This is a genomic window from Salicola sp. Rm-C-2C1-2, from assembly GCF_040196175.1.
Classification (GTDB): domain Bacteria; phylum Pseudomonadota; class Gammaproteobacteria; order Pseudomonadales; family Oleiphilaceae; genus Halospina.
In genome coordinates this window covers 232,272-244,882 of the sequence record NZ_JBEFNF010000004.1, presented here as the reverse complement: position 1 = coordinate 244,882, position 12,611 = coordinate 232,272, and the positions used below count along the sequence as shown (strand labels likewise).

The 12,611-nt window shown below is 60.4% G+C and carries 9 protein-coding genes; 4 read left to right on the top strand and 5 right to left on the bottom strand.

Going from position 1 to position 12,611, the window contains the following annotated elements; genetic code table 11:
• Positions 1 to 202: 202 nt before the first annotated feature.
• On the bottom strand, positions 203 to 745 hold the full coding sequence (locus AAF659_RS09645; RefSeq protein ID WP_349751534.1) for a gamma carbonic anhydrase family protein: 543 nt from the start codon (positions 743 to 745) through the stop codon (positions 203 to 205).
• Between the two features lie 2 nt (positions 746 to 747).
• On the bottom strand, positions 748 to 1,332 hold the full coding sequence (locus AAF659_RS09640; RefSeq protein ID WP_349751533.1) for a CoA pyrophosphatase: 585 nt from the start codon (positions 1,330 to 1,332) through the stop codon (positions 748 to 750).
• 130 nt (positions 1,333 to 1,462) lie between these two features.
• Between AAF659_RS09640 and AAF659_RS09635 the strand changes: the two genes are divergently transcribed.
• Complete coding sequence (locus AAF659_RS09635; RefSeq protein ID WP_349751532.1) at positions 1,463 to 2,017, top strand: NUDIX hydrolase; 555 nt, start codon at positions 1,463 to 1,465, stop codon at positions 2,015 to 2,017.
• Positions 2,018 to 2,022: 5 nt separating this feature from the next.
• Here AAF659_RS09635 and AAF659_RS09630 read toward each other — a convergent pair whose 3' ends face one another.
• Both AAF659_RS09630 and purL read right to left on the bottom strand, forming a co-directional pair.
• Complete coding sequence (locus AAF659_RS09630) at positions 2,023 to 2,334, bottom strand: YqfO family protein (protein WP_349751531.1); 312 nt, start codon at positions 2,332 to 2,334, stop codon at positions 2,023 to 2,025.
• A gap of 256 nt (positions 2,335 to 2,590) precedes the next feature.
• Entirely contained in the window at positions 2,591 to 6,493 is a 3,903-nt protein-coding gene (gene purL / locus AAF659_RS09625) for a phosphoribosylformylglycinamidine synthase (protein ID WP_349751530.1), read from the bottom strand.
• A 181-nt stretch (positions 6,494 to 6,674) separates the two neighbouring features.
• Between purL and mltF the strand changes: the two genes are divergently transcribed.
• Positions 6,675 to 8,204, top strand: coding sequence for a membrane-bound lytic murein transglycosylase MltF (mltF, locus tag AAF659_RS09620; RefSeq protein ID WP_349751529.1), 1,530 nt, complete (start codon positions 6,675 to 6,677; stop codon positions 8,202 to 8,204).
• Positions 8,205 to 8,215: 11 nt separating this feature from the next.
• Here mltF and AAF659_RS09615 read toward each other — a convergent pair whose 3' ends face one another.
• Positions 8,216 to 8,677 carry a regulatory protein RecX gene (locus tag AAF659_RS09615; RefSeq protein WP_349751528.1) on the bottom strand — a complete coding sequence of 154 codons (462 nt, stop codon included), beginning with the start codon at positions 8,675 to 8,677 and terminating at the stop codon, positions 8,216 to 8,218.
• 118 nt (positions 8,678 to 8,795) lie between these two features.
• On the opposite strand from AAF659_RS09615, the gene AAF659_RS09610 reads away from it, so the two are divergent.
• Positions 8,796 to 11,261: a DUF349 domain-containing protein gene (locus AAF659_RS09610; protein WP_349751527.1), complete on the top strand. Its 2,466-nt coding sequence runs from the start codon at positions 8,796 to 8,798 to the stop codon at positions 11,259 to 11,261.
• Positions 11,262 to 11,396: 135 nt separating this feature from the next.
• Positions 11,397 to 12,605: an acetyl-CoA C-acetyltransferase gene (locus AAF659_RS09605; protein ID WP_349751526.1), complete on the top strand. Its 1,209-nt coding sequence runs from the start codon at positions 11,397 to 11,399 to the stop codon at positions 12,603 to 12,605.
• Positions 12,606 to 12,611 lie beyond the last annotated feature (6 nt).

Sequence of the window (12,611 nt, the reverse complement as noted above, 5' to 3'; positions counted from 1 at the left end):
TAAGCCCCTGATTCGGAAAACAAAATTCTAAAGCATTTCAGAATTTTGTCAACCCTCGGAACAACCCGTTTCGCCTCAAAGCGTCGCCGCCTTGGGCCGTTGCCCCGAATGAGATGCGTATTCTACACCCACAGCGGGCACCGTCAACAGGTTTATGGCAATCTGATTACAACCCCCGACTAACAGGCCCCGAAACTGGTAGTCACTTCGGTTCATCCGGCCCAAATGCCGCCTTGAGCGCGCTGCGGTAGCGTTCAGCATTCGCCACGTAATGCGCTGCACTGTGTTCCAGCATGGACTTCTGCTCTTCATTCAGGGTGCGCTTAATGGCTCCGGGGGACCCCACAACCATTGAGCCATCAGGTACCTCCATTCCTTCCGGAATGAGCGTGTTCGCGCCGATTAGGCAATGCTTGCCAATGCGCGCTCGATTGAGAACCACAGCATTGATCCCGATGAGACTGTAATCATCCACCTCACAGCCATGGAGCATGGCCTGATGGCCAACGGTTACACCACGGCCCAGCGTAAGCCGCAGGCCGGGATCAGTATGCAGCACCGCACCGTCCTGAACGTTGCAGTCCTCACCAATGGTCATCAATTCGTTGTCACCACGGATAACCGCGTTGAACCAGACGCTGCTGCGCGCCTCAAGAAGCACCGACCCTATAACAGTTGCATTGTCGGCAATGAAATGACCCTCGCCCCGAATTTCAGGCCTGCGATCTTCCAGTTGATAGAGCATGATCAACCCTCCCACGGTGGTTTTGTTATATCAATGGCAGCATCAAAGGCCATATTCAGGCATTCCACCAGTATGATTGCGGACAACCCCCAGATGTCATGCTCCCGCCAGCGGTAACATGGCACATAAAGTCGCCAGTCATGGAAGCTGATCTCATCCGTACGGCTGCGCTGGTCATCAAGAAGCCAGCGCACCGGCACCTGGAAAACCGTCTCCACTTCACCCGGCTCGGCGCGATAGGGATAGGTCTCCGGTACCAGCCCCACATAAGGCGTCACCAGGATTCCATGACGGGATACCACCTGACTCAGCTCGCCCAGAAGCTCCACCCGTTCCGGCGGCAACCCGACTTCCTCATGAGTCTCTCGCAAAGCGGTGGCGTCCGGCCTCTCATCCCTTTGATTGGCCATACCCCCCGGGAAGGCTACCTGACCGCTGTGAGGACCATGGCGGGCCGCGCGACGTGTCAGCACAATCTCGGGATCCTCTGTGTGCGTAATAGGAACCAGCACACTGGCGCGCGGATAGTCCAGCGGCAGCGCCCTGGGCTGGTACTGATTGAATCTGTGCACAAGATCCGTTTTCAAAGGTGTGACCCCATGTTCCCGATCGTACCCGACAGTATGAGATAATCCCGACGGTCGCAATGGCCGCGGGGCCAACCCATGGCGCCAGTCCGCCGTAAAGAGACTGAAACCGAATTGTCAGGAGACAGACATGCAGTATTGCAGCAGCTGCGGGGCAGGTGTGGCGTTCCGGATACCGCAAGGCGATGACCGTGAACGCCACGTGTGCGAAAACTGCGGCATCATTCACTACATCAACCCAAGGATCGTTGCGGGCACGCTGCCGGTCTGGGATGAGCGTATTCTGCTTTGCCGGCGCGCCATCGAGCCCCGTTACGGCTTCTGGACGCTGCCCGCTGGTTTCATGGAAAACGGCGAAACCACCACTGAGGCGGCACTACGGGAAACGCTGGAAGAGGCGGAGGCGCGCGTGGAACTGGACGGGCTTTACGCCGTCCTGAATGTGCCCCACATCGATCAAGTGCACATGTATTTCCGTGCGCGCCTCATAGATGGACAGTTTGGCGCTGGCCCGGAATCACTGGAGACGGCGCTGTTCCGCGAAAGCGAGATTCCCTGGGAGGAACTCGCCTTTCCCACGGTAACCGAGACCCTGAATCGCTACTTCAGCGATCGCAACGCCACCGGTGAGCACTTCGAGGTCATGGTGGATGACATTCGCCGGCGCCTCGGCAACAACCGCTGATCCGATCACAAGTCCTCCATCCGGTACACCTCATAGGCGGGCTCCTCGTAAGGATGCCCCGCCTTGAGCGCCCGGATCACAGCCTGGATCAGATCGTCCTCACAGACCAGCTCCACACGGTACTCAGGTACCGCCTCAATCTGCCCCTGCTGCCCCTGGAAAGGCTTGCTGCCATCCATCGGGCGGAACTGCCCCTGCCCCTTCGTCTGCCAACAGCAGCTGTCATAGTTCCCGATGTGACCACCGCCGGCCGCAAAGATCGCCGTCTTGGTCTGCTCCAGATATTGCTCTGGAACGAAGCAGCAAATCTTGTACATACGTTCCTCCCGAGACCTCTAAAAGTTAACCACAGAATCTGTGGAAAACTCTGTGAACAATTTATGGGAAGAGGCCGTCAGCCCGCTCAGTGACGGGCTCCTCCCCTTATTGATGACATTTTCACCGAAACAAAAAAGTCACCAAAAATCAGAGAGTTACCATAATTGACCATTTATTCAACACGTTAATTCAGTTTGCGGTCAAAAGCCCTCTGTCTCGATAACCCAATGTGAATAAGAGTTTTGTGTCAAGACCTCAACCGACCCATTTTCGGGCATTTCGGAATATTCTGAGCCAGGCGCCATCTTCGCCCCAATCATCCGGATGCCAGCTGCACTGAACCGACCTGAACACCCGCTCGGGATGGGGCATCATGATCGTCGCGCGACCGTCTTCCGAGCAGAGACCGGTCACGCCGTCCGGGGACCCGTTAGGGTTGTGCGGGTAGTGCTCGGCCGGCCGACCGTAATGGTCTGTGTACCGCAGCGCCACCTTGCTGCCCTGCTTGAGCTGTGAATGATCCGAGCCGTTACGGAACTCAGCCATTCCCTCACCGTGGGCCACAGCAATGGGCATACGCGATCCGGCCATGCCCTCAAAAAAGACCGACCGGGATTCCGGTACTTCCACCATGACAGTACGCGCCTCGAACTGCTCGGAGCGATTACGCACAAAGCGTGGCCAATGACCGGCTCCGGGGATCAGCTCGCGTAGTTCCGCCAGCATCTGGCAGCCGTTGCAAACGCCCAGCGAAAGGGTGTCCTGGCGCTCGAAGAAAGCCTGGAACTGGGCGCGCGCACGCTGATTGAAAAGGATTGACTTGGCCCAGCCGCCACCGGCCCCGAGCACATCCCCGAAAGAGAAGCCACCACACGCGACCATCACTTTGAATTCATCAAGGGTCATGCGCCCGGAAAGGATGTCGCTCATGTGCACATCCACCGTATCAAAACCGGCTCTGTCAAAGGCCGCCGCCATCTCGACCTGACCGTTAACGCCCTGTTCCCGCAGCACCGCCACTGATGGGCGTGCGCCGGTATTAATCAGGGGCGCGGCGATATCCTCGGCTGGATCAAAGCTGAGTTGCGCATGCAGCCCGGGGTCAGCGTCATCGGCCAGAGATTCGAACTCCTCGCCAGCGCAGTCACTGTTGTCCCGGATGGCCTGCATGCGGTAACTGGTTTCCGCCCACTTTTTCTGCAGCTCCCCACGGCCGCGATCAATCAACGTCTGATCATGGAAACTGAAGCAAAGGCGCTGGTCCGAAGCCGGTGTCCCCACTCTTGCGATATGACTGGCAAGACCCGCTTCCTGCATCGCGCTTAGCACGGCGCTGACATGCTCTTGCGCCACCTGGATCACCGCACCGAGCTCCTCGTTGAAAAGCTCGCGTACCAGATGGCTACTGTCTTCCAGCAGTGAATCCAGAGTGATTCTAAGACCGGCGCGCCCGGCAAAGGCCATCTCGCAAAGCGTCGTGAACAGGCCACCATCAGAGCGGTCGTGGTAAGCCAGGAGCAACCCTCGGCGGTTCAGGGACTGGATGGTATCAAAGAAACCGCGCAGCTGCGCTGGCTTTTCCACGTCCGGCGCAACGGCGCCCATGGCTCCGTAAGCCTGCGCTAGTGCGGACCCTCCCAACCGGTTCCGGCCCTCGCCCAGATCAATCATAATCAATTCCGTGGCCCCCAGGTCCGTCCGGAGTTCCGGCGTCAGGGTCCGCCGGATGTCATCCACCGGCGCAAAGCCCGTGGTCACCAGCGACAGCGGCGAGGTAACGCTTTGTGAGGCCCCATCCCGCGACCAGACCGTCTTCATGGAGAGGGAATCCTTACCAACTGGAATCGTGATCCCGAGCTTCGGGCACAGATCCATGCCTACGGCACGCACCGTTTCATAGAGGTTTTCATCCTCACCCGGATGCCCCGCTGGTGCCATCCAGTTGGCGGACAGACTGATCCGGCTGATATCCCCAATGGCAGCAGCTGCCAGATTGGTCACTGTTTCACCCACAGCGAGGCGGCCAGAGGCCGGCGCATTGATGCAGGCCACCGGAGGTCGTTCGCCCATGGCCATGGCCTCGCCGGTATAGCCTGCAAAGCTACTGGCGGTCACAGCCACGTCCGCCACTGGCACCTGCCAGGGACCCACCATCTGGTCACGGGCCACCTGCCCGGTAATGGACCGATCTCCGATGGTGATCAGAAAGCTTTTGCAAGCTACCGAGGGAATCCGCAGCACCCGGTCAATGGCCTCGTCCGGATTCAGAGCCTCACTATTGAACACCGCCTTGGTAAAGCTGGCCCGCCGCACCTCTCGATGCAGGCGTGGCGGCTTGCCGAACAGCACCTGCATGGGCAGGTCCACGGCGTTGTTATCAAAATAGGCATCGTGAACCGCCAGATGGGGCTCTTCCACAGCATCCCCAACCACCGCATAGGGGCAGCGCTCACGGCGGCAGATCGCATCAAAGCGATCTATATCCTCCGCCGCAACAGCCAGCACATACCGCTCCTGAGCTTCATTGCACCAGATTTCCAACGGTGACATGCCGGGCTCGGCATTGGGCACCTCGCGGAGCTCAAAGCGGCCACCACAGCCGCCGTCTTTCACAAGCTCCGGCAGTGCGTTGGAGAGCCCGCCCGCGCCCACATCATGGATAAACGCAATAGGGTTACCTTCGCCCATCTGCCAGCAACGATCGATCACCTCCTGACAACGGCGCTCCATCTCCGGGTTCTCGCGCTGCACCGAGGCAAAGTCCAGGTCTTCGGCACTGGCACCGGAATCCATCGAAGAAGCGGCACCGCCTCCAAGCCCGATGAGCATCGAAGGGCCTCCCATCACGATCAACCTGGAGCCGCTGGGAATCACATCCTTGTGCACATGGTCCTCGCGGATGTTACCCACGCCACCGGCAATCATGATGGGCTTATGGTAGCCCCGGTATTCCGCACCATTCACTCCCGATACGTTCTGCTCGAAGGTCCGGAAGTAACCGGTCAGATTGGGCCGCCCGAATTCGTTGTTGAAAGCGGCTCCCCCAACAGGGCCCTCCAGCATGATGGAAAGCGGCGAAGCCATCCGGCCGGGACGGCCCGGAGTGTCTTCCCATGGCTGTTCAAAACCGGGAATAAAGAGGTTTGAGGTGGTGAAACCGGTCAACCCGGCCTTGGGTTTACCGCCCAGGCCGGTCGCCCCCTCATCACGGATCTCACCTCCGGAGCCGGTTGCTGCCCCTGGGTGCGGTGAAATAGCCGTGGGATGATTATGGGTCTCCACCTTGGCAAGGATATGAATCGATTCACTGTGGTAGCGATACCGCTGGGAGGATGGATCCGGATAGAACCGTTGCCCCGGCGCGCCCTCAATGACTGCCGCATTATCACGGTAAGCAGAAAGCACCCCCTGGCCACCGACTTCATGGGTATTACTGATCATGTCAAACAGCGAGCGATCCTGCTCAACCCCATCAATGGACCAGGACGCATTGAATATCTTGTGGCGACAGTGCTCCGAGTTCGCCTGAGCGAACATCATCAGTTCCACATCCGTGGGATCGCGCTCCAGCCCGGCAAAGGACTCCGCCAGGTAATCCACCTCGTCCCCGGCCAGCGCCAACCCGAGTCGCTCATTCGCCTCCGCCAGCGCAGCACGCCCCTGCGCCTGAACCGGCACTGTCTCCAGGGGCTTCGGCGACTCCTCGTTGAACAACAGCTCCGCGCCGGCCATCTCATGGAAGACTCTTTCAGTCATACGGTCGTGCAGCAGTGCCGCCAACGCTTCGCGCTCGGCCAGTTCCAGTTTGCGGCCGGCGCGCAGGTAATAGGCAGTGCCACGCTCAACCCGTCGGACTTTTGTCAGACCGCAGTTATGGACAATGTCTGTCGCCTTACTCGACCAGGGCGAAATCGTGCCCGGGCGCGGTACCGCCAGAAAAAGCACTCCATCTACAGCCTCTGCCTGCCACCTGGAGCCATAGCTCAGGAGACGGTTGAGCACATCCAGGCTACCGTTATCGAGTTCACCCTCCAGATCCACAAAATGCATGAATTCGGCATAGAGTGAGTCGATAGTGGGACAGATCGCCTGTATCCTCTGCATCAGCCGTTCTCTGCGAAAGGCGGAAAGAGCCGGCGCGCCACGAAGTTCCAGCATGGGTCTATAAGCCTCGTTTATGGGGCGGGATTCGGGTGGGTTTTGCGCTGCGTATGATACTCAAATCGAGGGACGGGATACAGAGGGGAATGACGCAATGGATGGTTGTGACACGGCTTTCAAACCATGTCCATTTTTTAACGTAGAATAGAGGATGTTTCCATCTTTGCCGGACGGGACAATGCGCACCAGCACCCTCAAACGCCTGGGTATGGCACCCCGGCTGGCAATACGTCTGGCGGCACCAGTGCTCCTGGCATTGGTGCTCACCGCGTGCTCCCAGCCCACAACACTTGACCGCATCAACCAGGAAAGTGTGCTGCATGTGGTCATGCACCCCGCCTCGACCGTTTACTACGAAGAGAACGGAGAGCCCTCCGGATTTGAATACGAGCTGGTCCGGCGTTTTGCTGACTCCCTCGGCGTTGAACTGCGGGTCGAAGTTGTGGACGACCTTCCCGAGCTCTACCAGCGCCTGGACGAACACCACACGCATCTGGCCGCTGCCGGTCTGGCATTAACTCCGGAACTGCAACGCCGCTACCGCCACGGACCGGTCTACGACCGCAGCCGGCCGATCGTTGTGTATAACGCTGACGTGGCGCGCCCCAGCAGCCCTACGGAGCTCGCCCAGCTCAATATCGCGGTACGCGCCGGCAGCGCCGCCGAGCAGCAGCTGGAACGGGTCCGTGAGGTCATACCGGGCATGAACTGGCAGGCGGAAACACGCCAGGATCCTACAGAACTGTTGCACCGAGTGGACCAGGGAGACGTGGAAGCGACCGTTATCAACAGCCGTGAGTTGGAAAACAACCAGGTTTTCTTCTCAAACGTACGCGACGGCTTCGCCCTGAGCAGCCCCCGCCCTGTGGGCTGGCTTCTGCCCCCGGCAGGCGACGGATCGCTCATGCAGGCAGCGCGCGACTTTTTCCGATCCATCCGCGCCGACGGCACACTGGCGCAGCTCCAGGAGCGCTTCTTCGGCCATCTTGACCACCTGGATTACGTTGGAGCTAAAACCTTCACCACTCACCTTGATAACCGACTGCCGAAATACCGTGAAACCTTCATGGGCGCTGCCAGCGCTCATGATCTGGACTGGCGTCTGTTGGCCGCTATCGGCTACCAGGAATCGCACTGGGAACCCCGGGCGGTCTCACCCACTGGCGTACGTGGGCTGATGATGCTCACGCGGGACACAGCCGCTCTCATCGGCGTCAAGAATCGCCTGGACCCACAAGCCTCCATCTGGGGCGGTGCCCGCTTTTTCCGGCGCCTGCATAACCGCATCCCCGATAACATCAAGGAGCCGGACAGAACCTGGTTCGCGCTGGCCGCCTATAACGTTGGATATGGCCACCTTCAGGATGCCCGCCGCCTGGCGCGAAGGGATGGCAGCGACCCGAACCGCTGGCTCGACGTCAAGCAATACCTGCCACTGCTGGCCCAGCGCCAGTACTACACCCAGACGCGTTACGGCTATGCCCGCGGCTATGAACCGGTACTCTACACCCAGAACATCCGCCGTTATTACGATGTCCTTAAATGGATGTTCCCGGATGAAGACACCACTACGGCCATCATTGAAAATGGCGTTGAATCCCCACTGGAAGACACCGGAAGCCAGCCGCCCCAATCCGCAAACACCGCCGGAAAAGGCGCTCCGAATGACCAGCGCCAGCAGCTGCGCGAGGCCTCACCGCTGCTGTGATCGCATCAAGCCTAAGGCAGGTCCTCATCCGGGGTCATGGTCAACGCCCTCTCAACCTGTGACCGACTGTAGCCTCTCTGCGCCAGGAAGCGGCCCTGGCGCCCCTTCTCTTTCCAGTCACGCGGCGCGTCAGGCCCAAAACGCCGTCTACGCTGGTCCAGAGCCATGCTCACCCAGTCATCATCGGCCAGAGCACTCAGTGTCTGGCTATCGCCGCTGACGCCGCGCTGCTCCAACTCGGAGCGGATGCGTAACGGGCCGTATCCCGCCTCGATCCGCTGCCGGCTGAACGACTCCGCAAATCGGTCGTCACTCTGCCAGTCCTCATCAGCCAGCTCATCCAACACCTCCGCCAAAAGATCCGCACTGTCCGCAGCCTTCTCCAGCTTGCGACAGAGCTCCAGTCGGCTGTGCTCACGCCGGGCCAGAAGCTTCAGCGCCCGTTCTTTCAGATACTGCTTGGGATCACTCATATCACTACCCACACGCCAATAGGCTCACGCCATTTCTATGTGCTAATTTTAATGGTCCGACTCCATTCACCACCCGACATCGTCAGGTGGGCTTTTACGGCACTTAAGGACCTTCATCATGGCCGGCTTTCTGAAACAGTTCTTCAAACCCAGGCAACCCACAAGCGCCGCAGATCAACCGCAACCCCAAGCCAAACCGGCTACGCCACAACGCCCCGCCCCGGATCCGGACATCGTGGCCAGAGCGACGACCACCGGGGAACTGGAGGAACTCGCCACCAAAGGCGAAACCGCCGCCATCCGCCGGGAGGCCGTTGAGCGGCTGCAGGACACTGACGCTCTGGAGCGCGCCAGCCGTGCGCTCAAAGGCCGGGACAAGGGTGCCTTTCAGGCCGCTCGTGGCAAGCTGCGCGAACAGCGCGACCGAGCCCAGGCGGAACAGGCACGCCAGGCCGAAATCGAGCAGGTACTGCAGGACGCTGAAGCGCTGGCCGCCACCCACGACACCAAACTCTACCAGGCCCGGCTCGATGCCCTTATCAGCCGCTGGGAACCCATCAGCGATCATGCCGACAGCGCCCAGAGAGCGCGTTACGATACCAGCCTGGCGCGCTGTCGCGAACGGGCCAGCGCCGTCGCCGAAGAACAAATCCGTGCCCGGGCGGAACAGGAAAAAGCCGAAGAGCAGCAGGGCGCGGTGGAAACTCTGGCCGCAACGGTGGAGCAGCTCACCTCAGCCTGGCCCGAGGAAGGCACCAGCCTTTCCTCACTCGACGCCATCATCAAGACCCAGCGAAACCGTTGGGAGCAGGCGGTCACTGACCAGCTCCCCAATGCGGATCTCAGAGCCCGCTTCAACTGGCTGCAGGAACAGCTGGAAACCTACCATCAGGCACTCAGCGACTGGCAGCAGCACGAAGCCCAGCTCGAGCAGGCGCTGAATGAAGACGACGCGGCCACTGTCGCCACCACCCTGAAATCCATCAGCTGGCCCGAAGGTTTTGCCGAGCCCCCCATCCTGCTCAGGGCCCGCCGATACCACAAAGACAAAACGGCTCCAGCGCCCGACGCTGAACAAGCGCCGCCGTCCGTGGATACCGGCGAACTCGATCGGACTCTGGATTCGCTGGAACAGAGCCTGGAGGAGCATCAGCTTAAACCCTCGCGGGAGCACTTCCGGAAAGCCCAGAAGCTCCAGGACCAGCTACCGGAAAAGCAGGCCCGTCAGCACCAGGCCCGGATCACAAGGCTCGGCCGCCAGCTCCAGGAGCTGCGGGACTGGCTTGGCTTCGCCGCCCGGCCCAAGCTGGAATCACTGTGCGAACAGATGGAATACCTTGCCGAGCAGCCCATGGAACCCGAAGCCAAGGCTGAACACATCCACGACCTGCAGCAACAATGGTATGAACTCGGCGGGACCCCGGATCAACAGTTGTGGCAGCGGTTCAAGGAAGCAACGGACAGAGCCTATGAGCCATGCCACGAATACTTCTCAGAGAAAAAGCGTCTCAAGAGCGCCAATCTCGAGAAGCGCCAATACATCGTGGAACAGCTCCAGGAGTTCGTGGACAACCTCGACTGGCGCAGTTGCGACTACAAAGCCGTCGACCGTATCCAGCGTACCGCCCGGCGTGAATGGAGCGATGCCAAACCCGTGGACTATCGCGCCAACCGCTCGCTCCAGAAGCAGTTTGACCGGTTGATCAAGACGCTGAACGCCGGTCTTGAGACCGAACGCGAACGTAACAATGCCCTCAAACGGGACGTGGTTGAGCGGGCCGAGGCCCTGGTGGAGCACGAACCGCTGCGCGAAGCCACCGAGGGCGCCAAAGCCCTGCAGAAGGAATGGGAGGCCATCGGCATCACTCACCAGCAGGAGGACAAGCGTCTCTGGAAAGCCTTCCGCAGCGCCTGCGACCGCATCTTTGCGCGTCTGAGCGATCAGCGGGAAGCCCGTGAGGAGGCGTTCAATGCCGCCGCCCAGGAGGCGGAAAAGCTGATCCGCCAGCTCCAGGATGTGAATCCGTCGGAGATCGGTGCCGGCGATCTGGAGCAGTTCCACAATGCCTTCCGGGCCCTGGAGCTCCCACGGGATCGTGCCAGCGCCCTTTCGGATCAATTCAATAAAGCTATGGACGGTGTCCAGGAGCAGCAGATGAGTGCGCTGCGGGCGCAACGCTATCAGCAATGGCTCACGGCCCTGGATCAGCACCAGGGTGGCGAGTCACCGGGCCCGGAAAACTTCCGGCATCCCCCTATGCCGCTGGAACAGGCAACCCAAGAGTCCGACGCGCCCAGTCAGGCCCGTGCGCTGTGTATCCGTGTGGAGATTGTTTCCGGCGCTGCCACCCCGCCTGAGGATCAGGCTCAGCGCATGGCCCTGCAGGTCAGCCGGCTCAATGACGGTATGAAGAGCGAGCAGAGTCTGGAGTCCCAAGAGGATGAACTGGACAGTCTGCTCGCCACCTGGTGCCAGCTGGACCCGGAGGACGGACTCACACCCGACCATTACCAGCGGTTGCGTGAGGCGCTTAAGCACTGGTTCCTGCGCAGCGGCGGGGATGACGCAGTGCCGGCGGAGTGAGCGCATCCGCCAATGGTTTTGATGGGTGGTGCCATTAACCCTGGGAATCTGCGCCGCTATTGTGCCTTTGGACTTTGACACGATCATGAGGCTTTATCGCAGCTGATTTGAACCCCATAGGACAGAGATCCCGAAATGACTGAAGAAGCCTATATTTATGACGCCGTGCGTACACCTCGCGGTCGGGGTAAAGCCGATGGCGCCCTGCACGAGGTCAAGCCGGTCACCCTGCTCGGCCAGACCCTGACCGCCCTGCAACAGAGAACTGATCTGGACACGAGCCTGGTCGACGACATCGTCATGGGCTGCGTTACGCCTGTTGGTGAGCAGGGAGCCGACATTGCCAAGACCGCTGCCCTGGCCGTGGACTGGGATGAATGCGTTGCTGGCGTCCAGCTCAACCGTTTCTGCGCCTCCGGGCTGGAGGCGGTGAACCTCGCGGCCATGAAAGTGCGCTCCGGGTTTGAGGATCTGGTTGTTGCCGGCGGTGTGGAGTCCATGTCGCGTGTGCCCATGGGATCGGATGGCGGCGCCTGGGCAACGGACCCGGAGACCAACCTGCACACCGGATTCATGCCACAGGGGATCGGTGCAGACCTGATTGCGACCATTGAGGGTTTTTCCCGCCATGATGTCGATCATTTTGCCGCGGAATCCCAGCGCAAGGCAGCAGAAGCCTGGGAACAAGGCTACTTCAGCAAGTCCGTAGTGCCAGTAACGGATCAGAACGGGCTGGTGATTCTGGACCAGGACCAGCACGTTCGACCCGGCACCACCGCCGAAGCCCTGAGCCAGCTCCAGCCTTCGTTCCAGCAGATGGGCGAGATGGGCTTTGATGGCGTGGCGCGTGAGAAGTACCACTACGTGGAGACGATCAACCATGTCCACACGCCGGGTAACTCATCCGGCATTGTGGACGGCGCCACCGCCATGCTAATCGGGAGCGAAGCCCGGGGTAAGCAGCTCGGCCTGACACCAAGGGCGAAAATCATCGCCACGGCAGTGACCAGCACCGATCCCACCATCATGCTCACCGGCCCGGCTCCGGCCTCGCGCAAGGCGCTGGACAAGGCCGGTATGACACCGGAGCAGATCGATCTCTTTGAGGTGAACGAGGCCTTCGCCGCTGTGGTGATGCGCTTCCAACGCGAGCTCAGCGTCCCGGATGAGAAAGTGAACGTGAACGGCGGGGCCATCGCCATGGGCCATCCGCTGGGCGCCACCGGTGCCATGATCCTGGGCACCCTGCTTGACGAACTCGAGCGCCGGGACCTGCGCTTCGGCCTCGCCACGCTCTGCGTCGGCGGCGGCATGGGCATCGCCACCATCATTGAACGGGTTTAAAGGGCA

Bases quoted from the DNA above. Each gene is read 5' to 3' on its own strand.
- AAF659_RS09645 (WP_349751534.1), bottom strand. From the start codon at position 745: ATGCTCTATCAACTGGAAGATCGCAGGCCTGAAATTCGGGGCGAGGGT.
- AAF659_RS09635 (WP_349751532.1), top strand. From the start codon at position 1,463: ATGCAGTATTGCAGCAGCTGCGGGGCAGGTGTGGCGTTCCGGATACCG.
- AAF659_RS09630 (WP_349751531.1), bottom strand. From the start codon at position 2,334: ATGTACAAGATTTGCTGCTTCGTTCCAGAGCAATATCTGGAGCAGACC.
- purL (WP_349751530.1), bottom strand. From the start codon at position 6,493: ATGCTGGAACTTCGTGGCGCGCCGGCTCTTTCCGCCTTTCGCAGAGAA.
- mltF (WP_349751529.1), top strand. From the start codon at position 6,675: ATGCGCACCAGCACCCTCAAACGCCTGGGTATGGCACCCCGGCTGGCA.
- AAF659_RS09615 (WP_349751528.1), bottom strand. From the start codon at position 8,677: ATGAGTGATCCCAAGCAGTATCTGAAAGAACGGGCGCTGAAGCTTCTG.
- AAF659_RS09610 (WP_349751527.1), top strand. From the start codon at position 8,796: ATGGCCGGCTTTCTGAAACAGTTCTTCAAACCCAGGCAACCCACAAGC.
- AAF659_RS09605 (WP_349751526.1), top strand. From the start codon at position 11,397: ATGACTGAAGAAGCCTATATTTATGACGCCGTGCGTACACCTCGCGGT.